Source organism: Sphingomonas sp. PAMC 26617 (assembly GCF_000242835.1).
Taxonomy (GTDB): domain Bacteria; phylum Pseudomonadota; class Alphaproteobacteria; order Sphingomonadales; family Sphingomonadaceae; genus Sphingomonas.
This window is the reverse complement of record NZ_JH594425.1, coordinates 2118469-2144116: the sequence shown is the minus strand read 5'-3', so window position 1 is coordinate 2144116 and position 25648 is coordinate 2118469. Positions and strand designations below refer to the sequence as shown.

General features: G+C 68.7%; 19 protein-coding genes. 9 read left to right on the top strand and 10 right to left on the bottom strand.

Translation table 11 applies throughout. From position 1 onward, the window contains the following. Window positions 1-8: 8 nt before the first annotated feature. Genes RH91_RS09435 through RH91_RS09425 form a run of 3 tightly spaced genes read right to left on the bottom strand, consistent with a single transcriptional unit; the run spans window position 9 to window position 5755 of the window. A complete protein-coding gene (locus tag RH91_RS09435; RefSeq protein WP_010162460.1) occupies window positions 9-1421 on the bottom strand; it encodes an efflux transporter outer membrane subunit in 1413 nt (470 codons plus the stop codon). Beyond that, window positions 1408-2571 carry an efflux RND transporter periplasmic adaptor subunit gene (locus tag RH91_RS09430; protein WP_010162459.1) on the bottom strand — a complete coding sequence of 388 codons (1164 nt, stop codon included), beginning with the start codon at window positions 2569-2571 and terminating at the stop codon, window positions 1408-1410. The genes RH91_RS09435 and RH91_RS09430 overlap by 14 nt, the downstream gene beginning before the upstream one ends. Next, entirely contained in the window at window positions 2564-5755 is a 3192-nt protein-coding gene (locus RH91_RS09425) for an efflux RND transporter permease subunit (protein WP_010162458.1), read from the bottom strand. The genes RH91_RS09430 and RH91_RS09425 overlap by 8 nt, the downstream gene beginning before the upstream one ends. Window positions 5756-5943: 188 nt before the next feature. Between RH91_RS09425 and RH91_RS09420 the strand changes: the two genes are divergently transcribed. The 4 genes from RH91_RS09420 to RH91_RS09405 all read left to right on the top strand — a co-directional run bounded on the left by RH91_RS09420 (window position 5944) and on the right by RH91_RS09405 (window position 11412). Continuing rightward, window positions 5944-6849 (top strand): LysR substrate-binding domain-containing protein, encoded by a 906-nt coding sequence (locus tag RH91_RS09420; RefSeq protein ID WP_010162457.1) that lies wholly within the window; start codon window positions 5944-5946, stop codon window positions 6847-6849. Window positions 6850-7029: 180 nt separating this feature from the next. After that, window positions 7030-7791 carry an SDR family NAD(P)-dependent oxidoreductase gene (locus tag RH91_RS09415; RefSeq protein WP_010162456.1) on the top strand — a complete coding sequence of 254 codons (762 nt, stop codon included), beginning with the start codon at window positions 7030-7032 and terminating at the stop codon, window positions 7789-7791. An 88-nt stretch (window positions 7792-7879) separates the two neighbouring features. After that, a complete protein-coding gene (locus tag RH91_RS09410) occupies window positions 7880-10354 on the top strand; it encodes a DegT/DnrJ/EryC1/StrS family aminotransferase (RefSeq protein WP_010162455.1) in 2475 nt (824 codons plus the stop codon). Then, the gene (locus tag RH91_RS09405) at window positions 10351-11412 is read left to right on the top strand and encodes a glycosyltransferase family 2 protein (protein WP_010162454.1); all 1062 of its coding nucleotides are present in this window, start codon (window positions 10351-10353) and stop codon (window positions 11410-11412) included. The genes RH91_RS09410 and RH91_RS09405 overlap by 4 nt, the downstream gene beginning before the upstream one ends. 7 nt (window positions 11413-11419) lie before the next feature. Here RH91_RS09405 and RH91_RS09400 read toward each other — a convergent pair whose 3' ends face one another. The 3 genes from RH91_RS09400 to RH91_RS09390 are packed head-to-tail and all read right to left on the bottom strand — an operon-like array spanning window position 11420 to window position 14099. After that, a complete protein-coding gene (locus RH91_RS09400) occupies window positions 11420-12043 on the bottom strand; it encodes an alpha-ketoglutarate-dependent dioxygenase AlkB (protein ID WP_010162453.1) in 624 nt (207 codons plus the stop codon). Between the two features lie 18 nt (window positions 12044-12061). After that, a complete protein-coding gene (locus tag RH91_RS09395) occupies window positions 12062-13408 on the bottom strand; it encodes a sensor histidine kinase (protein ID WP_232283459.1) in 1347 nt (448 codons plus the stop codon). Window positions 13409-13421: 13 nt separating this feature from the next. Beyond that, complete coding sequence (locus RH91_RS09390; RefSeq protein ID WP_010162450.1) at window positions 13422-14099, bottom strand: response regulator transcription factor; 678 nt, start codon at window positions 14097-14099, stop codon at window positions 13422-13424. Window positions 14100-14276: 177 nt separating this feature from the next. Here RH91_RS09390 and RH91_RS09385 point away from each other — a divergent pair, with 177 nt between their 5' ends. After that, entirely contained in the window at window positions 14277-14843 is a 567-nt protein-coding gene (locus RH91_RS09385) for a Dps family protein (protein WP_010162449.1), read from the top strand. A gap of 118 nt (window positions 14844-14961) precedes the next feature. Here RH91_RS09385 and RH91_RS09380 read toward each other — a convergent pair whose 3' ends face one another. From RH91_RS09380 to RH91_RS09365, 4 genes are read right to left on the bottom strand one after another with little or no spacing between them, the layout of a single operon-like run. Continuing rightward, the gene (locus tag RH91_RS09380; protein ID WP_010162448.1) at window positions 14962-16503 is read right to left on the bottom strand and encodes a DHA2 family efflux MFS transporter permease subunit; all 1542 of its coding nucleotides are present in this window, start codon (window positions 16501-16503) and stop codon (window positions 14962-14964) included. Then, on the bottom strand, window positions 16500-17756 hold the full coding sequence (locus tag RH91_RS09375) for an HlyD family efflux transporter periplasmic adaptor subunit (protein WP_010162447.1): 1257 nt from the start codon (window positions 17754-17756) through the stop codon (window positions 16500-16502). Before RH91_RS09375 ends, RH91_RS09380 begins: the two co-directional genes overlap by 4 nt. Continuing rightward, window positions 17753-19186 (bottom strand): efflux transporter outer membrane subunit, encoded by a 1434-nt coding sequence (locus tag RH91_RS09370; protein ID WP_010162446.1) that lies wholly within the window; start codon window positions 19184-19186, stop codon window positions 17753-17755. Before RH91_RS09370 ends, RH91_RS09375 begins: the two co-directional genes overlap by 4 nt. Further along, the gene (locus RH91_RS09365; RefSeq protein WP_010162445.1) at window positions 19183-19665 is read right to left on the bottom strand and encodes a MarR family winged helix-turn-helix transcriptional regulator; all 483 of its coding nucleotides are present in this window, start codon (window positions 19663-19665) and stop codon (window positions 19183-19185) included. The genes RH91_RS09370 and RH91_RS09365 overlap by 4 nt, the downstream gene beginning before the upstream one ends. 287 nt (window positions 19666-19952) lie before the next feature. On the opposite strand from RH91_RS09365, the gene RH91_RS09360 reads away from it, so the two are divergent. The 4 genes from RH91_RS09360 to RH91_RS09345 are packed head-to-tail and all read left to right on the top strand — an operon-like array spanning window position 19953 to window position 25586. Next, a complete protein-coding gene (locus RH91_RS09360) occupies window positions 19953-20981 on the top strand; it encodes an efflux RND transporter periplasmic adaptor subunit (protein ID WP_010162444.1) in 1029 nt (342 codons plus the stop codon). Beyond that, window positions 20981-24043 (top strand): efflux RND transporter permease subunit, encoded by a 3063-nt coding sequence (locus RH91_RS09355; RefSeq protein ID WP_010162443.1) that lies wholly within the window; start codon window positions 20981-20983, stop codon window positions 24041-24043. The genes RH91_RS09360 and RH91_RS09355 overlap by 1 nt, the downstream gene beginning before the upstream one ends. Further along, the gene (locus RH91_RS09350; protein ID WP_010162441.1) at window positions 24040-24315 is read left to right on the top strand and encodes a hypothetical protein; all 276 of its coding nucleotides are present in this window, start codon (window positions 24040-24042) and stop codon (window positions 24313-24315) included. The genes RH91_RS09355 and RH91_RS09350 overlap by 4 nt, the downstream gene beginning before the upstream one ends. Beyond that, window positions 24312-25586, top strand: coding sequence for a TolC family protein (locus RH91_RS09345; RefSeq protein ID WP_010162440.1), 1275 nt, complete (start codon window positions 24312-24314; stop codon window positions 25584-25586). The genes RH91_RS09350 and RH91_RS09345 overlap by 4 nt, the downstream gene beginning before the upstream one ends. Window positions 25587-25648: the final 62 nt, after the last annotated feature.

The window sequence follows — 25648 nt, the reverse complement described above, 5'->3', positions numbered from 1 at the left end:
CCCCCGCCTCACCACGTCCCGCCGAGCGCGCGGGCGAGATCGGTCGCGGTCTGCAACTGGCGGCTGCGGACGTCGAGCAACGACCGTTCCGCATCGAGCGCCGTGGTCTGCGCGGTGACCACCTCGAGATAATCCGCCGCGCCATCGCGGTAGCGGATCAGCGCCAGTTCGCGGGTATGTTCCGCCGCAGCGGTCGCGACACTCTGCTCGCGCTCCTGTGCCGTCAGGTAGCGCTGGCTCGCGAGATCGTCCTCGACCTCGCGAAACGCGGTCAGCACGGTCTGGCGGTAGGTCGCCGCCGCTTCGTCGAACTGCCCACGCGCGACCTGCACGCCACCGCGACGTCGCCCGCCATCGAGCAACGACAGCGCGGACGACAACGGCCCGAGCGCCCAGAACCCGTTCGCCGCGCTGAGCAATGCCCCGCTGGCGGCTTCGAACCCGCCCGAAGCACCGAGCGTGATGCTGGGGAACAGGGCTGCACGCGCGACCCCGATCCGCGCGTTCGCCGCCGCCGTGCGCCGCTCCGCCGCCGCAATGTCGGGGCGCCGCTCGAGCAGCAGCGACGGTAGCCCGGCCGGGATGACCGGCGGGGCGGTCTGGCGTTCGACCACCGGAATGGCGAAGCCCGACGGAGCCTCGCCGACCAGCACCGCGATTGCGTGTTCGTCGCGCTGCCGGTCGATCGAAACCGACTGCAATTCGGCGCGGGCACTCGACAACAGGTTCTGCGAGCGGCTGACGTCGATCCCCGACGCGATACCGCCGACATGGCGCGTATCGGTCAGCGTGAAGGCGCGCTGATAGGCGTCGACCGTCTGGCGCAGCAGCACGATCCGCGCGTCGAGCCCGCGCATGTCGAAATAGACGCTCGCCACCTGCGCCTGAAGCCCCAGCCGCACCCCGGCAAGATCGGCGGCGCTCGCGGCCGCATCGGCGCGTCCGGCGCGGATCGAGTTGCGGACGCGACCGAACAGATCGACCTCGTAATCGAGCGATGCGCCGACCGACGCGACGGTGTAGGTCGCGGCATTGCCGGAGGACAAGGGCCGCCCCGCCGCCACGCGTTGGCGCGAGAGATCCGTCCCCGCGCTGATCTGCGGTACACGGTCCGCGCGCGCTTGGCGGAGCAGCCCTTGCGCCTGGTCGTACCGCGCGACCGCGGCCGCGAGATTGGCATTGCCGGCCTCGACCCGGCTTTCGAGCGCGCTCAGTTCGGCATCGCCGAAGACCTCCCACCACGAGCCGGACGGCGGCACCGCCACGCCGGCGGTCTGCCAGCCGGGAACCGTCGCTTCCTTATAAGCAATGGGGGTGGCGACGGGCGGGCGGACGTAGGCCGGCCCGACCGAACAGGCCGTCGTGGCCAGCAGCGCCTGGATGCCAGCGATCCGACGCAGCCAAGGCCTAGCGCGCCGCATGCGCAGCCCCCGCCCCGCCCCGTCCGACCGTTACCGGATCACCGTCAGCCAGCGCGTCGGGGGGATTGTCGATGACCCGGTCTTGCGGAGTCAGGCCCGAGCGGATCTCGACCGTCTCGCCGCGATCCTCGCCGATCACGATCGCCTTCAGATGCGCCTTGCCGTCCGTGCCGACGAGCGCGACCTGCGTGCCGTGCTCGCCGGTCAGCAACGCGCTTGCCGGGAGCGTCATCGCGCCGCTTGCGCCCGCGACCGGGAAGCTCGCCTGCGCATAGGCCCCTGGCTTGAGCGCGCGGTCGCCATTGGCGGCCTGGAGTTCGACGAGCACGGTGCCCGAGCGCTGATCGACCGCGCCCGCGGTCCGCGTCAGCACCGCATCGAACGTGCGCCCGGCATATTCGGGCAGGGTCAGCCCGACATGCAGCCCGGGATGCACTTGCGCCGAATAGGATTGCGGCACGCGGACGTAGGCGCGCATCCGGCTGACGTCGGACACGGTGAACAATGGGGTCGATGCCGCCGTCCCCGCGGTCACCAGCGCGCCGATATCGGTCGATCTCGTCGTGACGACGCCCGAAAAGGGCGCGATCAACCGGGTGAACCCCTGCGTGAACCGATAGCGCGCGACGTTGGCGCGCGCCGCATTCGCCAATGCGGTCTTGGCGGCGAGGTCGCCGATCTTCTCGTCGGTCTCCTGCTTCGACACCGCATCCTTGCTGAGCATGTTGCGCCAGCGCGTCGCGGTGGAGGCGGCGAGCTGCTGGTTGGCGCGCGCCGTCTCGAGATCCGCCTGCGCGGCGGCGAGCTGCTGGTCCACCTCGGGCGCGTCGAGCACCGCCAGCGTCTGGCCCGCGCGCACGCTGTCGCCGATGTCGACATACCATTTGCGGACATAGCCGCTCGTCCGCGCGTAGATCGGCGCGCTGTTGCGTGCCTGCAGGTTCGCGGGCAGCGTGAGCGCGGCGGCGCTGCCGGCGGCTTTCGGATGGATCACCGTGACCGTCGGCGTCGCCTGCGCCTGGGTCCAGCCGGCAAGCTTCTGCTCGGAATGCGAGCGGTTGGCGATGCCGAAGCCGACGACGCCGACCGCGACCACCGCAGCAACGATCCCGACCGTTTTCAGCGATCGGCCCTGGCCGCGCTCAGACATGCACTCTCTCCAATTCGGGGGTCGGCGACGCGGCGGCGTCCGCCTTGCGCCGGTGAACCAGGCTGAACACCACCGGCACGAACAACAATGTCGCGAACGTCGCGACGAGCAACCCGCCGATCACCGCACGGCCGAGCGGCGCGTTCTGCTCGCCGCCCTCGCCCAGCCCGAGCGCCATCGGCAACATGCCGATGATCATCGCGAGCGCGGTCATCAACACCGGACGGAAGCGAGTCATCCCCGCCTCCAGCGCAGCCGCGGTCGCGTCGCCCAGTTCGGCCAGCCGCTCGCGCGCGAAGCTGACGACCAGGATCGCGTTGGCGGTGGCGACGCCCATGCACATGATCGCACCGGTCAACGCGGGGACCGACAGCGTCGTCCCCGTCGCGAACAGCATCCACACGATCCCCGCCAGCGCGCCGGGCAGCGCGGTGATGATCACGAACGGATCGAGCCAGCTCTGGAAATTGACGACGATCAACAGGTAGATCAGCACGATCGCGCCGAGCAGCCCGAAGCCAAGCCCCGAGAACGCGCCGTTCATCGTCGCATATTGCCCGCGCAGCGTGACGGTCGCGCCCTTGGGGGCCTTGTCCTTCAGTTCCGCCAGCACCGCCTTGATGTCGCCCGCGACCGCGCCGAGGTCACGCCCCGCCGGAGTCGCGTAGATATCGGTCACCGGCGCGATATTGTAATGCGAGACCACCGCCGCACCGTTCGACCGGACGATCGTGCCGATCCCGCCGAGCACCTGCGACGTGCCGTCCGCGCCCGTCACCGGAATGCTCGCAAGGTCGTCCATCGACCCGACGCGATATTCGGGTGCCTGCGCGACGACCGGATAGGACACGCCATTCTCCGGGCTGAGGAAGAACACCGGTGCGGTCTGCGACGTGCCCGCGAGCGAGCTGGCGACGCTGGTGGTGACGTCGCGCTCGGTCAGGCCATATTGCCCGATCCGGCTGCGATCGACCACGACGTTGAGCTGGGGGTAGCGCGCGGATTGCTGGATCCGCCCGTCCGCCACGCCCGGGATCGCGGCAATGCGCCGCAGGATCATCCGCGCATAGGCCTGGTTCGCCTTGGCATCCTTGCCCGAGATCTGGATGTCGATCGGTGCTGGCGCGCCGAAGTTGAGGATCTGGCTGGTGATGTCGGCGGGCAGGAACGAGAAGGTCGAACCCGGGAAATCGCGCGGCAGCCGCTCGCGCAACTGGCGGACGTAATCGGCGGTCGGGGCGTGGTCCTTCGACAGCTGGATCAGGATGTCGCCATCCTGCGGCCCGACCGTGCCTGAATTGTTATAGGTCGTGTTGATCGAGCTGACCGGCAGGCCGATGTTGTCGACCACCGAGACCAGCTCGTTTGCCGGGACGATCTGGCGGATCCGCCGTTCGATCAGGTCGAACTGTGCCGAGGTCTGCTCGATTCGCGAGCCCACCGGCGCGCGGACGTGGAGCGCCATCTGCCCGGCATCGACCGCGGGGAAGAAGTTCTGCCCGAGGAACGGCGTCAGCAGGAACGACAGCAACACGACCGCAAGGAAGCCGATCACGAACGGCCGGGGGGTCGCCAGCACCCGCTCGAGCATCCCGCCGTAGCTGAGGCGGAAGCGTTCGAAGCGATGCTCGAACCCGCGCTGGAAGCGGACCAGCGGGTTGCGCGATCCGGGCGTGCCCGCCTCATGCTCATGCCCCGGGGCGTGCGGTTTAAGGAGATACATCGCCATCGTCGGCACGAGCGTGCGCGACAGGATGAACGACGCAATCATCGCGAACACCACCGCGAGCGCGAGCGGCACGAACAGGAACCCCGCCACGCCGGGCAGGAAGAACATCGGCACGAACACGATACAGATGCAGAGCAGCGAGACGAACGCGGGCGTAACGATCTGCGCCGCGCCGTCGAGGATCGCCTGCATCACCGGCTTGCCCTGTTCGAGGTGCCAGTTGATGTTCTCGATCGTCACCGTCGCATCGTCGACCAGGATGCCGACCGCGAGGCTGAGCCCGCCGAGCGTCATGGTGTTGAGGGTATTACCCGTCACGGCCAGCCCGATGATCGCCGCGAGGATCGCGAGCGGGATCGAGATCGCGATGATCACGGTCGAACGCCACGAGCCGAGGAACAGCAGGATCATCAGCGAGGTCAGCGCCGCCGCGATCGCCCCTTCCTTGACCACCCCCTCGACCGCCGCCTTTACGAACAGCGACTGGTCACCGATCGGCACGATCTTGAGCGCCGCCGGGAGCGTCTCCTGAATCTTGGGGAGCGCGTCCTTGATCCCCTGGACGATCGCGAGCGTCGAGGTCGCGCCGTTCTTGAGGACGGTCATGATCACCGAGCGCGCCCCGTCGACATGGACGACGTTGGTCTGCGGGGCGGAACCGTCGCGGACGTGCGCCACGTCGCGCATGTAGATGGTCGCGCCGTTGACGACCTTGACCGGGATGCTGTTGAGTTCCTCGATCGACCCCGGCGCGTTGTTGAGCCGGACGCTGTACTGGAACCCGCCGATCTTGGCGAAGCCCGCGGGGTTGATCTGGTTCTGCGCGGCGATCGCATTGCCGACGTCCTGCGCCGACAGCCCCTTCGACTGGAGCGCTTCGGGGTCGAGGTCGATCTGGATCTGCCGCGTCTTGCCGCCCGACGGATAGGGGATCGCCGCGCCGGGCACGGTGACCAGCCCGGGACGGACCTGGTTGACCGCGAGATCGAACATCTTGCCCTCGGACAGCCCCGTCCCCGACAGAGCGAGCTGGACGATCGGCACGGTCGACGCGCTGTAGTTGAGCACCAGCGGCGGGGTGACACCCGGCGGGAGCTGCTTGAGCACGGTCTGCGACACCGACGTGACCTGCGCGGTCGCGGTGCGGACGTCGGCGCCGGGCTGGAAATAGATCTTCACGACGCCGATGCCGGGGAGCGACTGGCTCTCGATATGGTCGATGTCGTTGACTGTCGTCGTCAGCACGCGTTCGAACGGGGTGATGATCCGGCCCGACATCTCGTCGGGCGAAAGCCCGCTATACTGCCAAGCGGTGGCGATCACCGGCACGCGAATGTCGGGGAAGATGTCGACGGGCGTCCGGATCGCGGCGAGCACGCCGACGATCGCGATCAGGATCGCCATGACGATGAAGGTGAGCGGGCGCGTCAACGCGACGCGGACGATCCCGATCACGCAGCTGTGCTCAAGTAAGGGCTGGCATTGCGCGGCCCATGATCTGCATCTTGAATCATGCCTGGGGAGGACACCCGAACCAGATGTTGACCGACATCAGGAGCGATGCGGCAGCGCACCATTCGGCTTGTGTTGCTGGCTTGTCTAATATTGTTTCCCACATGATTGAGACGTAAAAGCTATCGATTATGGAATTGCGGCATCTTCGGTATTTCGTGCAGGTCGCCACCGATCTGCATTTCGCTCGCGCGGCGGCGCATCTTGGAATCTCGCAGCCCCCGCTGAGCCAACAGATCCGGTTGCTCGAGGAGGAACTCGGCGTCCTTCTGCTCGAACGGACCAGTCGCCGGGTCGCGCTGACGCCCGCGGGCGCATTGTTCCTGGAAGCAGCGCAGCGCACGCTCGAGGAAGCGGACCGTGCCGTCCTGATCGCGCGGCGCGCGGCGCGTGGCGAACTCGGCGACCTGCGGATCGGGTTCAACGCCTCCGCCCCGTTCATCCCGCAGGTGGCAACCGCGCTATATGCGTTCCGACAGGCCTGTCCCGATGTCCGGCTGTCGCTGACCGAAGTCGCTGGAACGTCGCAGATCCCCGCCATCGGCGAGGGCCAGCTCGACCTCGGCTTCATGCGCAGCCCGCAGCGCCCCGCCGTCCCTGCCGGGTTGACCGCGACGCTCATTCTCGAGGAACGCCTCCTCGTCGCAACCCGGCCGGATCATGTCCTTGCGAGCCGTGCCGGATTGCACCTGTCCGATCTCGGATCCCATTCGCTGGTGGTCTATGCGAACGACCGCAGCGGCGGTTTCACCGAAGCGCTGTTCCTGCTGATGCGGGCCGCCGGGGTCGAGCCGCGGGTCGCGCAAGGCGTCCGTGAGGTCTCTACCCTGCTGGGGCTGGTGGCGGCGGGAATCGGCATCACGATCATCGCGGAGTCGCTCTCCGCACTGCAATCCTCGGGGCTCGTCTATATCCCGCTGCTCGATGATCGCGCGACGTCCGCGATGTGGCTGGTCCATGCCGAAGCGCCGCCGCTGATCGTCAGCCGATTCCTGGCGGTCGTGCGCCAGGCGGGACAGGGCTCGCCGGCATCCTAGTCGCCGGTCGCCGCCGGGGCTTCGACGGACTTTGGTGGGGCCGGAAAACGAACGCGCCCGCCGAGTCCACCCCGCCGCTGCGAACCTTGCGCCGCAAATCCCGACTGCCTATCTGCCGGACCCGGCACGAACAGCAGCCCCACCGCGACCGGCGCGGTCAACCGCGACTGGACTCCTTGCATGACCGAAACCAAGCGTACCGCATTCATCACCGGCGGCACTGCCGGGATCGGTGCAGCCGCCGTCCACGCGTTCGCCGCCGCCGGTTGGCGCGTCGTCACCACCGGGCGTCGCACCGACCGGCTCGATGCGCTGACCGAGGCGCTCGGCGCGGACACGGTCCACACGCTCGCGTTCGACATCCGCGACCGCGCCGCGCTGGAAAGCGCGATCGCCGGCTTGCCCGCCGGTTTCGCCGACATCGACCTGCTGATCAACAACGCCGGGCTCGCGCTCGGCACGTCGCCCGCCCCTGAAGCGAAGCTCGACGACTGGCAGACGATGATCGATACCAACGTCACCGCGCTGGTGAAGGTCACCCGGTTGCTGTTGCCGGGAATCGTCGCGCGCAAGGGGGCGATCATCAACCTCTCGTCGGTCGCGGCGACCTATCCGTACGCGGGCGGCAACGTCTACGGCGGGACCAAGGCCTTTGTCCGCCAGTTCAGCCTCGGCCTGCGCGCCGATCTCCACGGCAAGGGCGTGCGCGTCACCTCGATCGAACCCGGCATGGTCGAGACCGAATTCACCACCGTCCGCACCGGGGGCGACAAGGCCGCGTCGGACACCCTGTACGCGGGCGTCACCCCGATGACCGCCGAGGACATTGCGGCGACGATGCTGTGGGTCGCGGAACAGCCCCGCCACCTCAACATCAACACGCTCGAGCTGATGCCGGTCAACCAGTCGTTCGCCGGGTTCGCGGTGGCACGCGAAGGATAGCGAGAGGTAATATCGGGGGCGTAACGCCTTTTTAGGGGCCGGTAGAGCACAAGGCGCGGGAGTATCCCGAGTCAGGCGTCCCTTCCCCATGCAGCGTTATCCCCTGATTGCCCCCAACCCCCCGCGCCTCAGCGAGCAATTCGCGGCGTTGCAACGCGTCGAGACATCTGGGGTGTACAGCAACAACGGCCCCGAAGTGCGCGCGTTCGAGGCGGAGACGACCGCGCAGCTGTTCGGCGGGCGCGGTGCGACCCTCGCGGTTGCCAATGCCACGCTCGGGCTGATGATCGCGCTGCGCGAGGCGGTCGGCGAGCGGCCCGAGGCACGCTATGCGCTGATGCCCGCGCTGACCTTCGCCGCGACGGCGCAGGCAGCCCTGTGGGCCGGGCTGACCCCGCTGATCTGCGATATCGACCCCGCCGACTGGACCGCCAGCGCGGCGGAAGAGGAACGCCTGCTCGCCGAACACGGCGACCGGATCGCGGTGCTCCTCCCCTATGCCACCTTCGGCACCGCGATCGACCTCGACCGCTATGCGTGGCTGCAGCGGCAGACCGGGGTCGGCGTGGTGATCGACGCGGCCGCCTCGCTCGGCACGACCGACGAGAGCGGTGCCGGCTTTGGCGCGGATGCGCCGTTCGCGGTGGTCTATTCGATGCACGCGACCAAGACCTTCGCGGTCGCCGAGGGTGGAGTGATCCATTCGGGCGACACGCGATTGATCGAGCGGCTGCGCGCGATGGCGAATTTCGGATTCGAGAGCGGCCGCAGCGCGACCCTGTCCGGCCTGAACGCAAAGCTGCCCGAGGTGATCGCGGTGATGGCGCGCGCCAAGCTGGGCGAGATCGACGATCTGTGCGACCGGCGCGCACGGCTGGAAGCGACCTATCGCGCACAGCTCGTCGGGTTCGATTTCCAGCAGGCGGTCGGTCGCAGACGCGCGAGCCAGTTCATGCCGGTACTGCTGCCCGAGCATCTCACGCCCCGCCGCGACGCGATTGCCGCCGCGATCGAGGCGGCGGGGGTTGGCGTCGGGCGCTATTTCAGTCCGCATCTGGGCGAGCAGCCGCTGTTCCAGCGGTGCGCCACGATCCTGCCGACCCCGGTCGCGGATTCGATCGGTGCACGGTCCCTGTCGCTCCCCGTCACCGACGCGATGACCCCCGAGGACGTCGCGGTGATCGCCGAACGCGTCAACCGCGTGCTTGCGGCGGAAGATCGCGTCCCGGCACGCCCGCGCGCCAATCCGATCGCCTCGCTGCTGGTGGTCGGCGGCGGCCCCGCGGGGACCGCGTTGCTGACTGCGGCGAGCAAGCGCGGACGGTTGCCCGAACTGGCCGCATCGGGGCTCGTCATCGCCGAACGCGGCGACACGCTCGGCGAGGGACGGATCGGGCGCTACGCAATCACGTCGGACAGCACCGCCGAGACGTTCCTGAGCGCGGTGAAGGACAATCCCCACCCCGAAATCGCGGCACTCGCGGAGCATCCGGCGGGACGTACGGTCGCGCGGCATATCGGCGCGCTGGGCGTGCCGTTGACGGAAGCCGGGCCGTTCGTCCGCGCGACCGGGGAGCGGTTGCACGCTCTGGTCGGACAGCATGGCGGCAGCGTGCTGACGGGACATGAGGTGCTGCGCACCACCCGCACCGGCGGCGGATTGTGGTCGAGCCGGATGCGCCGGATCGCCGACGGGCACGAATTTGATCAGCTGTCGCAGGCGGTCGTGATCGCGACCGGCGGTCACCAGCCGCTCGACCGGCTCGCCGCGCAACGCGTCGGCGGGGTGTCGCTCGTCGGCGAGGTCGGCGACCGGCTGATCCAGTCAGACGAAGCGCTGGCGCTTGGCGGTCCCGCGCGGATCATCGACCTGCTGTCGCGCAAGCGCGACCCCAAGATCGTCGTGATCGGCGGATCGACCAGTGCGCTCGCAACGATCGTCCTATTGCTGAAGACCGCCGCGATCCCGTTCGGCGCGGGCGGGATCACCCTGCTGCATCGCCGCCCGCTGCGGCCCTTCTACCCCACCCCCGAGGCAGCGCAGGCGGAGGGGTTCACCGATTTCGGGCCGGACGACATCTGCCCGGTCAGCGGCTTCGTCTACCGTCTCGCGGGCTTCCGGCTCGAGGCGCGCGATCTCGTGCTGCGGATGCTGCGCGTCGATGGACGCACCCCCGATCCGCGCGTGATGGCGCATCAAGTCCGGGGCGAGGACGACCCCGTCGCGCGCACGAAGCTGCCGGAAGCCGATCTGGTGATCGCCGCGCTCGGCTATCGCCCGCGCGCGCTCGACGTCCGCGACGGCGACGGCAGCGCCATTGATCTGGCCGCGCACGACGGTCGCGCGATGGTCGACCGACATTGCCGGATCGTGGATGCCGGAGGCAGCGCGATCCCGGGCCTGTACGGGATCGGGCTAGCGGCGGGGTTCGTCCCCTGGGGGCGGCTCGGCGGCGAAGCGAGCTTCTCGGGACAGGCGAACGGGCTGTGGCAGTGGCAGAACGACGTCGGCGCGATGATCGTCGAGCAGGTGCTGGGCGACGCGGAGCGTGCGGTCGCATGAGCGACCCGCTCGTCAGTGTCCTGATCCCGACCTATAATGGCGGCGCGCTCGTCCGCGACACGCTCGCGTCGCTGCAGGCGCAGACGATGCGCGATTTCGAGGTGATCGTGATCGACGATTGCTCGCGGGACGACACCGCGGCCATCGTCGCCGCGGTCGATGACCCGCGGATCCGGCTGATCCGCGCCGAACAGAATCGCGGCGTCGTGCTGACGCGCAACGCCGCGCTTTCGCTCGCGCGCGGGCGGTATATCGCGGCGCTCGACCAGGATGATCTGTGCCATCCCGAACGGTTTGCGCGGCAGATCGGCTTTCTCGAGGCGAACCCCGCGATGGTATTGGTGGGTACCGCCGCCAATGTGCTGTACGAGGGCGCGATCCTGCCCTCCGCGCTCGCGCCCGTCTCGACGCCGGCGCTGATCCAGTGGCTGCTCCGGATCGAGAACCCGTTGGTCTGGTCCTCGGTGATGCTGCGCGGCGACGCCGCGCGACGGCTCGATCCGTTCAACCGGCCCGAGCTGCAATATGCCGAGGATTTCGACCTCTACCACCGCATCAATGCGTTCGGCGGGATCGCGCGGCTCGATGCGGAACTGCTGACCTATCGCCGCCATCCCGGTGGCGCGTCGCAACGCCAGGCGACCGCGATGCGCGACAGCGCGACACGCGTGCTCGCGGAAGCCTATGCTCCGTTGTTCGGGGACGATGCGGCCGGGACCGCCGGGTTGATCGTCGCGCATGTCACTGCGCACGCCCCCGTCCCGGATCGCCCGACGCTCGAGCGCGTCGGCACGGCGCTGGTGCGGTTGCAGGAGGATTTTCTCGCCACGCATCGTCCGGACAAGGAAAGCGCCAAGCTGATCCGCTGGGAAACCGCGCGCCGCTGGGCGCGGATCGGACGTGCGGGGTTGCGGACCGGCGGGCTCAAGCTGGGCGATGCGGCGGGGGTACGGCCGGATCATCTCGGGCTTGGCTATGCCGGCATTGAGGAGCTCGTTCTCGCTCGGCTCGTCGGCGGCGTGCGGTCGGTGCAGCGTTGGCGCGCGGCGCGGGGGTAGCGTTCCGTCATCCCGCCACCGGCCGCCCGCGCACCGACAAACTGCGGAACGTCACCGACCAGCGCGATGCGTCGATCGGGGCGATGCTGTGCTCCCAGTCCCACCGTGCCGCGCCCGCCAGATGATAGATCCCGCGCGGTGCCAACGGCTGTGCCACGCGACGGTAAAGCGCGCGACCAGCCCGCTCGCCATCTCGCAGCCGGAACCGCATCGTCGCGGGCGCGCCCAGCGATAGGCCGATGACATGCTCGAACAGCGGCCGGTCGCGATGCCAGCCGATCCCCGCCCCCGGGTCGTAGCGAATCAGCAGCGCCTGGACGAGCGCCTCGGGTGCCAGCCCCGCAAACGCCGCTGCCCGCGCGCGAACCGGGAGCAACGCCTCGGGGATCGGATCGGTCGGGGCGAAAGTGCCGCGCTCAAAATCGTAGTGCCAGCCGAACGACGCGGTCAGCCGCTTGCCCAGCCATTGCTGGAAGCGGAACGGCGTCAGCGCGGCAGAGTCGATCGTCGCGATCAGTGCCTGCTCCTCGGCCTGCGACAGAAAATCCTCTGCGGACGACACTCCCGGGAGCAAGGGCGCGGCGAACAGGTCGATCTGATACGATGCCATCCCGTCGATATAGGGTCCCATCCGCCGATCCCAATCGGATCAGCCGCGATCGAGCGGAACCGTGATCGACACCGCGCTGCCACGGTCCGACAACGCGAGCACGAAGCCGTGGAGATCAGCAATCGCGCGTACCAGACTCAGCCCTAGACCGGTGCCGGGGACGTTCTGCAGGCCCCGCGCGCGGAAGAAGCGCTGGAACACGCGCTCGCGGTCGGCGGGGGCGATCCCCGCACCCTCGTCCGCCACCGTGATCGTTGCGGCGGTGCCATCCACCGTGAACGACAGCGTGACGGTGCCGCCGGGCGGACCGAACTTCACCGCATTGTCGATCAGGTTCGAGAGCGCCTCCCCAAGGAGGTCGCGGTCCGCCGAGACCGCCGCGTCGCCGTCGATCGCAATCGCGAGCGTCCGGCCGCTATCCTCCGCCACCGGTGCGTAGAGTTCCCCGACGTCGCGCACCAGCGCGCCGAGGTCGACCCGGGTGAACCCCGCGCATTTTGCGCGATGTTCGATCTCGTGGATCCGCAGCAACGCCGCGACGATCGCGAGCGCCTGGTCGACATCCGTCAACGTCGCCGTACCCGCGCGCGCGAAATCGTCGCGCGAGACCGCATCCTCCATCTCGCGCTCGACCCGTGCGCGGAGCCGGGTGAGCGGGGTACGCAACTGGTGCGCGATATCGTCGCCGATCCCGCGGACTTCGCCGACCAGCGTCTCGATCCGGTCGAGCATCGCGTTGATTTGCGCGCACAACTGCCCGAAACTGTCGGGATGTTCGGCGACCGGCAGGCGGCGGTTGAGCTCACCACGGGTGATCTGTTCGGACAGCACGCGGACCGCATCGAGCTGCCGCCCCGCACGCCGCGCCACGTACCAGCCCCCCAGCACTGCGATCACCAACCCGGGCAGAAACGCGAACAGCAACGTCCGTTCGACGATCCGCAGCGCTTGCTCGCTGTCGTCGAGGTCGATCCCGCTGAACAGCACTTGCCCCCCCGGCAATTTGCATAGCCGCCCCCGCGCGACGTCGCTGGTCTTGCCCGGCAGCGTCGTTGGCGTGACGGTCGCAGTGCCGATGCCGTTGATCGCGATCCCCGTCGGCAGCACCGCGATGTTGCCGTACAGCACGTGTCCCCGCGCATCCGCGATCGCGAGGAAGCGATCCCGGTGGATATCGAGCTCGAGCTGACGGTGCAGTTCCATCCCGCGCGCGGGCGGCGCGAGTGCGGCGAACGCGGTGCAATCGTGGAGCAGCGCCTCGTCCAGCTCGCCGCGATGCCCCTCGCGCGCCGACACCCAGAACAGCGCCGCCATCGCGACCGACTGAACCGCGAGCAGAAGCGCGATCGCAACCCCCCAGCGCAGCAACGTTCCGCGTCCGATCACTTTGGCACCGCGCTCACGCAGGGGCATCGAAGCGATACCCTTCCCCGCGCACGTTGCGTATCAGCGGCAGGTCCCCTTCGCCATCGACCTTCCGGCGGAGGCGGCTCATGTGGACGTCGACGACATTGCTGCGCGGGTCGAAATTATAGCCCCACACGTCCTGCAGCAGCATCATCCGCGTGACGACCCGGCCGGGCCGCCGGATCAGATATTCGAGCAGCAGCAATTCGCGCGGGAGCAGTTCGAGATCGCGCCCGTTGCGCATCGCCGTGCCGGCCAGCAGGTCGATATCGATCGGGCCCGCGAACAGCCGCGTCTCGCGCCCCTCGACCGGGCGGCGGAGCAACGCCTCGATCCGCGCGAGCAGTTCGATCAGCGCGAACGGCTTGGGGAGGTAATCGTCGCCGCCCGCGCGCAGCCCGCGGACGCGATCGTCAAGGCTCCCCATCGCGCTGAGCACGAGCGCGGGGGTACGGATCCCTTCCCCCCGCATCGTCGCGATCAAATCGAGCCCCTCGCTATCGGGCAATTGCCGGTCGACGATGACGAGGTCGTTGTCCCCGCTGCGGATCGCGGCGAGCCCGTCCGCCCCCGTCGCCGCACGCGTCGCGACATAGCCCGCGCGCGACAGACCGAGCAGGATCTCCTGCGCGGTCCCGTCGTCGTCCTCGATCAATAAAATGCGCGCCACGGTTAGGGTACTCGAAACGGACGGAAATGAATTGCGTGAGGTTGAGCCTAGCACAGGCAAGCCCATCGGGACTGTGAAATGCAGTTCATTTTATGGCGGTTATTTAACCCGGATCGGCCGGAACTTGGCGGCTTTCTCCACGGTTCTGGGGGCCTTCCCGGAGTATGAGGAACCTGTATGCAATTCGTGAAAACCAGTGCCGCCATCCTGCTCGCCACGCTCGTCGCGCACGCGCCCGCCTCCGCGCAGGACCTGTCGATCTATCGCTCGGCAGTGGCCCCGCGGCAGGTTCCGCTCCCCGCCGACAGGGCGCGTCCGACGCAGCAGGCGTTGCAGGCGACGTTGTACGAGCTGATCGGGCTGCAGCAGAACATCCAGCAGCTCCACTGGAACGTCACCGGACCGACCTTCTATTCAACGCACGAGATGCTCGGCGACTTCTACAAGACCGTCGCGGGCTATATCGACACGGTCGCCGAGCGGAACCGTGCGCTGGGCGTCGCGGTGGACGGCCGTCCGTCCGCGGTCGCGGCGAACGCACAGCTGCCCGAGCTGCCCTTTGCCGAAACCAAGGACGCCGAGGGGCTGAAGATGCTGACGGTCGCGTTCAAGACCGAGAACGATCGTATCTATGCGCGGATCAAGGCGACCGAGGAAACCGATCCGGTAACGTCGAACATGCTGCAGGAAGTCGCCCATGACATCGACAAGCAGCTTTGGATGCTGCGCGCGCACCAGCTGTAAAAGGCGTTCGGGGGACGGGTTCTGACGAACACCGCCCCCCTGCCTTGCGTCCCGGCGGCTGATCGCCCTTCGCCATCAGCCGCGGGGATGACTAGAGGCGCGGGAGCGCGTCCTGATCTCAGTCCGCAGCCACCACCAGGTCACTCGGCGCAGGACGCCGCGTCAGCCAGATGACGCCGATCATCACGACCGCCATCCATCCACAGATCCAGAACAGTTCGAGCGACGACAGCAGATACGATTGGTTGACGACCTGTCGCATCACCGAGCCGGCCGCCTGCTGCTGCGTCATCCCCGCCGCCTGCAACTGCTCGATCGCGTGGCGATAGATCGGCGAATAGTCGTTGCCCACTTCAGTCAGCCGCGTCTGGTGGAGCGCCTCGCGGCGATCCCAGGTCGTGGTGATGATCGACGCCGCGAAACTGCCCGCGGTGATGCGCGCGAAGTTCGAGATGCCGCTTGCCGAGGGCACCCGCTCGCCCGGGATACCATCGAACGAGATGGTGACGAGCGGCACGAAGAACATGCTCATCGCAAGCCCCTGCAACAGCAGCGGGAACATCAGCGTCCAGAAACTCGCATCGGGTGTGTATTGCGACCGCAGGAAATACGACCCGGCAAAGGCGAGGAACGCCATCGTCGTCAGCCAGCGCGGATCGATCTTGAGCCGCCCGACGAACGGCGTCGCGATCACCGCGACGATCCCGCTCGGCGCAGCGACGAACCCCGCCCAGGTGGCGGTATACCCCATCTGCTCCTGCAGCCACAGCGGGAGCAGCAGGTTGTTCGCGAAAAACAACGCATACCCAAGGCACAAAGCCAGCGTCCCGAACGCGAAGTTGCGACGGCGGAACAGGCTGAGGTCGACCGCGGGGTTGCCGTCGGTGATCTCCCAGATCAGCCACGCGACGAACCCGACCAGCGCGCAGATCAGCAGGATCACGATCAGCGGGTTGTTGAACCAGTCGCGATCCTTGCCGAGATCGAGCATCGTCTGCAGGCTGAACACCCAGAAGGCGAGCAGGATCAGCCCGACCGTATCGATCGGCAATTTGCGCGTCGGGGTCTCGCGGCTCGCGAGCGACCGCCATGAGACGAACGCGCAGGCGATGCCGACGGGGACGTTGATCAGAAAGATCCAGCCCCAGTGATAATTGTCCGAGATATAGCCGCCTAGCACCGGCCCGAGCACCGGCGCGGTAAGCGTCGTCATCGACCAGATGCTGAGCGCGGTGCCGCGTTTGTGCGCAGGGAAGATCGCGATCAGCAGCGCTTGGCTGCCCGGGATCATCGGCCCCGACACCGCGCCCTGCAGGATGCGGAAGCCGATCAGCGACGACAGGTCCCACGCGAGGCCGCACAGCAGCGATGCGATCGTGAACAGCACCACCGACACGGTAAAGGTCCGCACCACGCCGAAGCGTTGCATCAGCCACCCGGTCAGCGGGACAGTCACCCCATTGGCGACCGCGAACGACGTTATGACCCAGGTCCCGTTATCGGTCGAGACGCCGAGGTTGCCCGCGATCGTCGGGAGCGAGACGTTGGCGATCGTCCCGTCGAGCACCTGCATGAACGTGCCGAGCGCCAGCGCGATCGAGGTGACCGCGAGCGTCGCGCCGCGAAGCGGGGCCGCCCCCGCGCCGGCGGACGCGCTCACCGATCGCGTCCGAGGTTTTGGGCGATGATCTTACGGACCATCGCATCGACTTCAGGACCGCCGTCGAGGCTCTGCTGCACGCCGCCCGCAGGCGCGGTGCTGCCGGCGACCATCGGGCCGGACAGGTTGGTGGTCGAGACGATCGCATTGACCGACAGCCCGATCCGCAGCGGATGCGCGCGCAGTTCGGCGGGATCGAGCGCGATCCGCACGGGGACGCGCTGGACGATCTTGATCCAGTTGCCCGAGGCGTTCTGCGGCGGAAGCAGCGAGAAGGCGTTGCCGCTCCCTGCCCCGAGCCCGAGCACCTTGCCGTGGAAGGTGACGGCCTTGCCATAGACATCGGCGGTGATCGTCACCGGCTGCCCGACGCGCAGATGCTGGAGCTGCGTCTCGCGGAAGTTGGCGTCGATCCACAGGCTGTCGAGCGGCACCACCGCCATCAGCGGAGTCCCTGCGGCGACCCGCTGGCCGAGCTGGACGGTGCGCTGGGCGACGATGCCGGCGACCGGCGCGACGATCTTCATGTGGCTGCCGTCGATCGCGGCGCGGCGGACGTCGGCGATCGCGGCGAGGACCTGCGGGTTGTTCGCGATGTCGGTGCCGGCGACCGTGCTCGCGGCCTGCGCCTGACGGGCGCGGGCGAGCGCGACGGCGGCGCGCGCGGTGGTGATCGCGTCGGACGCGTGCGACAGTTCCTCGCCCGAGATCGCGCCATCACGCGCCGCGCCCTGGCGGCGGGTGTAGTCGTTCTGCGCGCGCGACAGGTCGGCCTGCGCCTGCGCGATCTCCGCGCCGGCCTCGTCGACCTGCGCGTGCGTCGAGCGGACTGCGCGGACCGCACGGCCGAGCGCGGCCTGCGCGGCGTCCATCTGGACGCCGACCGACGCGGGATCGAGGTCGATCAACGGCTGGCCGCGCTTGACCGACTGGGTGTTGTCCGCATGGAGCGCGAGGACGGTCCCGCCGTCGCGCGCCGTCACCGAGACAACGTTGCCCGCGACATAGGCGTCGTCGGTTTCCTCGGTCGCGGGCGCGGTAAAGACGCTGATGCCGTACAGGATCAACCCGATCAGCACGACCAGCGCGAGGATGAGGAACCCGATACGGCGGATCCGCGACCGGCGCTTGATCGCGGGGTCGAAAGGCGTGGGGGCCGGTTCGGCGGCGATCGGCTCGGGGCCGACGACAGGATCGACGCGCTCGGCGGTTTCCGCTTCGCGCTTCCAGTCGGTAGGTGTCTGGTCGTTCATGATGCGCTGTCCGCAAGGGCCGCTGCAGGCGGCGGGGAGGAAGAATCGAAACCGCCGCCAAGCGCGGCGATGAGCTGGATTCGGCGGGTCAGCGCATCGGACTGGAGCCCGACCAGCGCCTGTTCCGCCTCGAGCAGGCGGAAGCCCGCGTCGATGCTGTCGAGCTGCGAGCCAAGCCCGGTCGAGACACGGACCTGATCGAGCCGCACCGTCTCGCGCAGCCCCGCAACGACGCGGCGTTGCGCGAGCGTATCCTGGTCGGTCGAGCGGACCTGCGTCAGCGCATCCGCCGAATCCCGCACCGCGCCGAGCACCGCATCGTCATAGGCGGCGACCGCCTCGTCGAGCGCCGCGGTCGCGCCACGATATTGCGCCTTGAGCTTGCCCCCCTCGAAGATCGGCACGTGGATCGCGGGGCCCGCGCCATAGGTCCGCGCGCCGAGATCGAAGAAGCTGCCGAGCCCGAGCGCGGCAAAGCCCGCGAGCGCCTGGATGCTGACGTTGGGGAGGAAGTCCGCGCGCGCGACCTTGCGGCCTGCCGCGGCGGAATCGATCCGCGCCTGCCCGGCGAGCAGATCGGGACGTCGCCCGAGCAGATCGGCCGGGAGCATCGCGGGCACCACCGGCGGGGTATCGAACGCAAGCCGGGGGCTCGCGATCTGCGGGTAGAAATCCGCGCCCCGCCCGACCAGCGCTGCGATCGCGTGGACGAGCAACTCGCGCTGCGCGACGGCGCGGGTGCGCGCCTGGTCAGCTTCGGCGAGCAGCGTCTCGGCCTGGCGGAGCTCGAACTGGCTGGCGAGCTTGTTGCGGATCCGCGAGTTGACGAAGCCAAGCGCCTGCCGCCGCGTCGCAACGAAGCTGTCCGCGACGCGGATCAGCTGGTCCGCGCGCGCGAGCCCGACATAGGCCTGCGCGATCGAGGTCGATACCATCAGCCGCGCCGCCGCCGCATCGAGCGCCGCTGCCGCCACATCGGCGCGGGCACCCGCGACCAGCGCGCGCTGGCGGCCGAACAGGTCGAGGTTCCAGTTGAGGTTCGCCTGCACCGATGTGGTTGGATAGGCGTTGCCCGCAAAAGGCGGCGGATAAAGCGAGCGGTCCGGGAAGCGCTGATACGTCGACTGGCCGTCGAGCGTCACCTGCGGCAACTGGTCGCCGCGCCGTACCCCGAGCGTGGCCTGCGCCATCCGCACCCGCGCGAGCGCACGATCGAGCGATGGATTGGCGGCAAGGCCCATCGTCACCAGCGTATCGAGCTGCGGATCCTTGAACGCGGTCCACCAGTCCGCCGCGATCGGCGTGCTCGCATTGCTCAGACCAAGCGTCGTCGGCTGCACCTGCGCGACCTGTGGTGGATCGTGCGGGACCGCCGCGCAGGACGACAACAAGACCGCTGCGAGCGATACGAGGCCGATCGGGCGGATCACTGCACCACCTCCGCAAGCGGGGCATCGCCCGCCACGCGTTCGGCAACGGCAAGCACGCGCGCGAGCATGTCGACGAAGGCCTGTGCGTCGGTCTGGCTGAATTCGGCCATCACCTCGTTCCAGGCCGAAACGACGTTGCCTTGCAATTTTTCGACGGTCGCGGCGCCGCGTTCGGTCGTCACCAATCGCACGACGCGGCGATCCTCCCCGCTACGGTCGCGCACCATCAGGCCGCGCGTCTCGAGCACGTCGATCAGCCGGGTCGTCGCGCCCGTGGTGAGCCCGAGCTCGCGCGCAAGTTCGCCCGCATTGCCGACCATCCCGTCCCGCACGACCTTGAGCGCGACCCATTGCTGATAGGTCAACTCGCGCCCGGCGATCCGCGATTCGACATAGGCCGACATCGTCTTGTCGAGCCGCCGCAACAGCCGCCCCGGCGCACGGCTTGCCGCGCAATCCTCGACGTTGAACACCGCCATCTGTCTTCGTCCTCATTAACTGCACGTGCAGATACAGCGCGAGAAGACATTTACAAGACGTGTAATGAAATGTTGCTAGATTGCGGAGGTCCATCGCCGCCGCCCCCGCCACGGCGACGGGACGCATCGAACCATGAACTCTGGTTCATTATGTTGACGCCAATTAACGCGACCGCGCCGGGGGATAGGGATAGGGGGGCGCAATTCCGCGGGTTGGTGCGGGAGACAGGATTCCGATGATTTCCAGATTCGAACCGTTTCTTGGCCTGCGCCGATGCCACCTGCGCATGACCGGGCTGATCGGCACTGCGCTGGTATCCTGCGCCGCGACGGTGCCGGTGGTCCATTTGTCGCCGCAGCAGACCAAGGCGCTCGCGATCCGTACGGCACGGGCCGAACCGGCTGCCGACATGCCGGTCGCGATCGTCCCCGCGACGGTCCAGCCACCACTGGGTGCGCGGCGCGCGGTCGCCGCCCCGTTCGCGGGAATCGTCCGCCAGATCTACGTCATCCAGGGCCAGAAGGTCCGCGCGGGCCAGCCGCTTGCGGTGGTGATGAGCCGCGAGGTCCTCCAGACCGGCGCCGAGCTCGCGCGTGCCCGCGCCCGCGCGCAACTCGCCGGATCGACCGCCGCGCGCACCGCAGCGCTGGCGCGCGCGGGCGTCATCGCCGAGGCGCGCTCCGAGGAAGCAAAATCGGCCGCCTATGAAGCGCGCACCGTCGCGACCGAAAATGCCCGGATCCTCGCGCTCGGCGGCGCGGACGGGCGCTCGGGAACCTACACGCTCCGCGCACCGATCGCCGGGACGGTCAGCAGCATGGCGATCCAGGCGGGCGGGACGCTCGACGGGATGGCCGCGCCGTTCGTGATCGACGCGTCCGGCCAATATGCGCTGACGGCACAATTACCCGAACGCTATGCCGGGCAGGTCCGCACGGGCATGCGGATCGCGGTCGCACCCAACGTCTCGGGCAAGATCGTCGCGGTCGGCACCACGGTCGACCCCGCGACCCGGTCGCTGTCGATCGGCGCGACCATCCCCGGCGGCCCCGGGATCGTGCTCGGCCGCGCGCTGTCGGCGACCGTCCTCGCGTCGCCCCCGGCGGGCGCGGTGCAGGTGCCCGCGGGCGCGCTCACCAGCTACAAGGGCCGCTGGTTCGTGTTCGTCGTAACGCCGCGCGGCTATGTGCCGCGCGAGGTGCGGATCGCCGGGCGGAACGCGCAGCGCGCCGTCATCGCAAGCGGTCTCGACCGCGGCGAGACGGTCGCCACCACCGGCGTCACCGAACTCAAGTCGCTGGTGACCAAGCGCTGATGCTGCGATCGCTGGTTGCCTGGGCGCTGTCGGCGCGGCTTGCGGTCATCGCGCTCGCGGCGATCCTCGTCGCGCTCGGCGTGATGGCGTATCGTTCGCTCCCGATCGACGCCTATCCCGACATTTCGTCGACCCAGGTCAAGATGATCCTGAAGGCCCCCGGGATGACGCCGGAGGAGGTCGAGACCCGCGTCGTAACGCCGATCGAGACCGAGATGCTCGGCATCCCGAAACAGGCGACGCTCCGTTCGACCGCGAAATATGCGATCGCCGACGTCACGATCGATTTCCAGGAAGGCACCGACATCTATTGGGCGCGCCAGCAGGTGGCGGAACGGCTGACCGGCGTGATGGCGGACCTGCCCCCCGGCGTCACCGGCGGGCTCGCGCCGATTTCGACGCCGCTCAGCGACGTCTACATGTTCACGATCGAGGGGCCGCTGTCACTGACCGAGAAGCGGACGCTGCTCGACTGGACGATCCGCCCCGCCTTGCGCACCGTACCGGGCGTCGCCGACGTCAATTCGCTTGGCGGCCTCGCGGAGAGTTTCGAGATCAAGCCCGACGCGAATGCGCTGGCGGCAGCGGGGATCACGATCTCCGACCTCAAGGACGCGATCGACAAGAACAACCGCAACGACGGCGCGGGCCGCCTGAGCGAAGGCGAGGAAGCACTGATCGTCCGTGCGACCGGCGCGGTCGAGGCGCCCGAGGACATCGCGCAGATCGTCGTCAAGTCGGGCCCGACCGGCATCACCCGCGTCGGCGATGTCGCGCAGGTCGTGACCGGGAGCCTGACCCGCTACGGCGCAGTGACGCAGGCGGGCAAGAGCGAAGCGGTCGAGGGGATCGTCATCGCGTTGAAGGGCGCGGATGCGAGCCGGGTCGTGGAGGCCGTACGGACCAAGCTCGCGGGCGTCACGCTCCCCAAGGGCACGCGGCTCAAGGTGTTCTACGATCGCTCCGAGCTGATCCACAGCGCGGTATCGACCGTGCAGGAGGCGCTGCTCGAAGCGACCGTGATCGTGCTGGTGCTGTTGCTGATCTTCCTCGGCGACTGGCGCGCCGCGTTGATCGTCGCGGTGACGCTCCCGCTCGCGACGCTGATCACCTTCATGCTGATGCGCGGGTTCGGCGTGACCGCGAACCTGATGAGCCTCGGCGGGCTGGCGATCGCGATCGGGCTGCTGGTCGATGGCTCGGTCGTGGTGGTCGAAAATATCGTCGAGCGGCTGGCCGACCCGGACCTGCCCCCCGAACGCCGCCTCAACCGCATCTTCGTCGCGGTCGGCGAGGTGATCGCCCCGGTCAGCGCGGGGATCGTGATCATCGCGCTGGTGTTCCTGCCGCTGCTGTCGCTGCAGGGGCTCGAGGGCAAGCTGTTCTCGCCCGTCGCGCTGACGATCGTGTTCGCACTGGTCGGGTCGCTGCTGGTCGCGCTGACGCTGGTGCCGGTGCTCGGCTCCTATGGGCTCAAGGCGCATTCGGATGCCGACCATGAACCCTGGGTGATGCGCCGCGTCCGTCCGGCGTACACCAAGGCGCTCGACGCGGCGTTCGGACACAAGGCGATCGTCGGGATCGGCGCGGCGGTGTTGCTCGCGGTCGCGGTCGCGGCGTATCTGATGGTCGGCAAGACCTTCATGCCGACGCTCGACGAGGGTTCGGTCGTGATGCAGCTCACCAAGCTGCCCTCGATCGGCCTCGACCACAGCCTCGCCGACGACATGGCGGCGCAGCGCGCGGTGATGGCGGCGGTGCCCGAGGTCACCAACATCGTCTCGCGCACCGGCTCGGACCAGATCGGGCTTGATCCGATGGGGCTCAACGAGACCGACAGCTACGTCACGCTGAAACCCCGCGGCGACTGGCGCAAGGGCGACAAGGAGTGGCTCGTCACGCAGATGCGTGGCGCGATGGCGGGGCTGCCCGGGATCGAACCGAGCTTCACCCAGCCGATCGAGATGCGCGTGTCCGAGATGCTGACCGGGTCGCGCGGCGACCTCGCGCTCAAGATCTTCGGGACCGACAATGAACAACTCGCGGCGATCGCCGGCAAGATGAAGGCGCTGCTGCAGGCGACCAAAGGCGCGACCGACGTCCAGACGCTCGCCGAGGATCACGTCAATTATCTCGAGCTCGGGATCGACCGGCTGGCGGCTGGCAACGCCGGGATCCCGGTGTCGGACGTGCAGGACGCGTTGCGCGCGCAGCTCGAGGGGCTCGATGCGGGCGTCGCGCGGATCGGGCAGCAGCGCGTGCCGATCACGATCCGCGGCAACGACGACATCCGCCAGAACCCGACCGCGTTCGAGGACCTGCTGGTCCGTTCGCCCACCGGTACGCTCGCGCATGTCAGCGACCTCGCGCACGTCTCGCGCAAGGACGGACCCGTGCTGATCACGCATGAGGACGGGCAACGCTATGCGCTGGTGCAGGCATCGGTGACCGGGCGCGATCTGGTCGGCTTTGTCCAGGAAGTGCAACAGAAGGCGCAGCAGCAGGTCAAGCTGCCGGGCGGCTATCACTTCGTCTGGGGCGGACAGTTCGAGAACCAGCGGCGCGCATCGCAGCGGCTGATGATCGTCATCCCGATCGCGCTCGCGCTCATCCTGCTGGTGCTGTTCCTGACGCTGCGGTCGCTGCGCGCGTCGCTGTTGATCCTCGCCAACATTCCGTTCGCGATGGTCGGTGGAATCGTCGCTTTGCTCATCACCGGCAGCTATCTGTCGGTACCCGCCTCGGTCGGCTTCATCGCCTTGCTCGGGATCGCGGTGCTCAACGGGCTGGTGATGGTCTCGCACATCCGCGACCTGCGCGACGACGGGCGCGATCTTCACGATGCGGTCCGCGACGGCGCGGAGCGGCGGTTGCGCCCGGTGCTGATGACCGCGACGATCACCGCGATCGGGCTCGTCCCCGTGCTTTTCGCAACTGGGCCGGGGTCGGAGATCCAGCGGCCGCTCGCGATCGTCGTGATCGGCGGGCTGATCACCTCGACCTTGCTGACGCTGATCCTGTTGCCGATCCTGTACGAACGCTTCGGGGAGGCGAAAGCATGACCTTGCTGATCGAGATCCTGTGTGCGCCGGACGACGCCGATGCGCTGGTGGACGCGCTCCGCGACCACGGGATCGACACGTGGATCACGCTCCAGCCGATCGAGATCGCGCCCGAGAGCCTCAAGGACGCCAGCGTCCGCGAACGCGTGACGGGTCGCCGGAAACGGACCGCGCTGCGTTTTCTCGGAGACGATTCGGCGCTCGATGCAGTCCGTGACGTCGTCGAGGACGGCACCGTCTGGCATGCGATCGACGTGGCGGCGCAGTCATGACCCTGCGCTTCGCCTTGCTGCTGTGCGTCGCGACGCCTGCGCTCGCCCAGACCGCCGCGCCCGCGATGCCGACGCAGGTGATCGACCCAGCCGACGCCGCACTGCCCCCGCTGGCGGCGGTGTCGGACGCGCTCGACAACAGCCCTTCGGTCCGCGAGGCGGCGGCCCGTGTCGACGCTGCGCGCGGCCATGCCGGCGTGCTGAGCGCAGGCCCGCACGAATTCACCGCGACCGGCTCCTATGTCCGCCGCCGCGTGACCAACGAGACGACGTACAACGAATTCGACGTCACCGTGCTCAAGCCGTTCCGCCTCCCCGGCAAGGCCTCGCTCGATCGCGCGGTGGGCGGGTATGAGATCAAGGCGGCGCGCAACATGTTCGCGGACGCGCGGCATCAGGCGGCGCTGACGCTGTCGGGCCAATGGTTCGACTGGCTCGCCGCACACGAACGCGTGGCGATCGCGCAGCGCGCGATCGACGTGCAGCAGCGCATTTCCGCCGGGATCGCGTTGCAGGTCCGCTACAAGGACGCGAGCCGCCTCGACGCGGACCGCGCGACGCTCGAACTCGAGACCGCGCGGAGCGAACTCGCCGACGCGAGCGGCGCCGAGGCGGCGGCGGCGGCGATGCTGCGTGCATCCTATCCGACGCTCGACCTGCCGACCGAGATACCGACGCCGCAGCCGATCCACGCGACGCCGGCGCAGCTCGCGGGCTGGCGCGACGATATCCTCGGCGACAGCCATGAGATCCGCGCGGCCGAGGCGACTGCGCAGCAATATCACGCGCTTGCCGAACGCGCCCGGCTCGAACGGCATGCCGATCCGTCGGTCGGCGGGCGCGCATTCAGCGAGCGGGGCGGACTCGAGGTCGGGGTCGGCGTGGTCGGCGTGGTTCCGTTCGGCGGACGCTTCCGCAAACCTGCGGTCGACCAGGCGATCGGCGAAGCGGGCGCGGCGGACCAGGCACTCGCGCGCGTCCGGCGGGAGATCCTTGCGACCGCGGATACCGATCTGGTGCAGGCGCGCACCGGCTATGCGCTGCTCGAGTCCGCGCAGCGCGCGGTGACGGCGGCGCGGGCGGCGATGGCGAAGCTAGAGGATGGCCGCAAGCTCGGTGGGGTCGACCTGTCTGCCCTGCTCTACGCCCAGCGTCAGCTCCGCGATGCCGAGAAAATCGAGGCGGAAGCCCGCGCGCGTGCCGCGCGCGCGGTCGCGAAACTGCGGATTGACGCGCACCGATTGTGGGCGCCGGCCGAGGCGGACGACTGAGACCGTCTGCGATTCTCGTGCTTTCCGGTCACTCCTCGGTCGTTCTGTGCCGCTTTGCGACG

Coding starts and splice junctions, on each gene's coding strand:
- RH91_RS09435 (WP_010162460.1), bottom strand. CDS start 1,421: ATGCGGCGCGCTAGGCCTTGGCTGCGTCGGATCGCTGGCATCCAGGCG.
- RH91_RS09430 (WP_010162459.1), bottom strand. CDS start 2,571: ATGTCTGAGCGCGGCCAGGGCCGATCGCTGAAAACGGTCGGGATCGTT.
- RH91_RS09420 (WP_010162457.1), top strand. CDS start 5,944: ATGGAATTGCGGCATCTTCGGTATTTCGTGCAGGTCGCCACCGATCTG.
- RH91_RS09415 (WP_010162456.1), top strand. CDS start 7,030: ATGACCGAAACCAAGCGTACCGCATTCATCACCGGCGGCACTGCCGGG.
- RH91_RS09410 (WP_010162455.1), top strand. CDS start 7,880: ATGCAGCGTTATCCCCTGATTGCCCCCAACCCCCCGCGCCTCAGCGAG.
- RH91_RS09405 (WP_010162454.1), top strand. CDS start 10,351: ATGAGCGACCCGCTCGTCAGTGTCCTGATCCCGACCTATAATGGCGGC.
- RH91_RS09400 (WP_010162453.1), bottom strand. CDS start 12,043: ATGGGACCCTATATCGACGGGATGGCATCGTATCAGATCGACCTGTTC.
- RH91_RS09385 (WP_010162449.1), top strand. CDS start 14,277: ATGCAATTCGTGAAAACCAGTGCCGCCATCCTGCTCGCCACGCTCGTC.
- RH91_RS09375 (WP_010162447.1), bottom strand. CDS start 17,756: ATGAACGACCAGACACCTACCGACTGGAAGCGCGAAGCGGAAACCGCC.
- RH91_RS09365 (WP_010162445.1), bottom strand. CDS start 19,665: ATGGCGGTGTTCAACGTCGAGGATTGCGCGGCAAGCCGTGCGCCGGGG.
- RH91_RS09360 (WP_010162444.1), top strand. CDS start 19,953: ATGACCGGGCTGATCGGCACTGCGCTGGTATCCTGCGCCGCGACGGTG.
- RH91_RS09355 (WP_010162443.1), top strand. CDS start 20,981: ATGCTGCGATCGCTGGTTGCCTGGGCGCTGTCGGCGCGGCTTGCGGTC.
- RH91_RS09350 (WP_010162441.1), top strand. CDS start 24,040: ATGACCTTGCTGATCGAGATCCTGTGTGCGCCGGACGACGCCGATGCG.
- RH91_RS09345 (WP_010162440.1), top strand. CDS start 24,312: ATGACCCTGCGCTTCGCCTTGCTGCTGTGCGTCGCGACGCCTGCGCTC.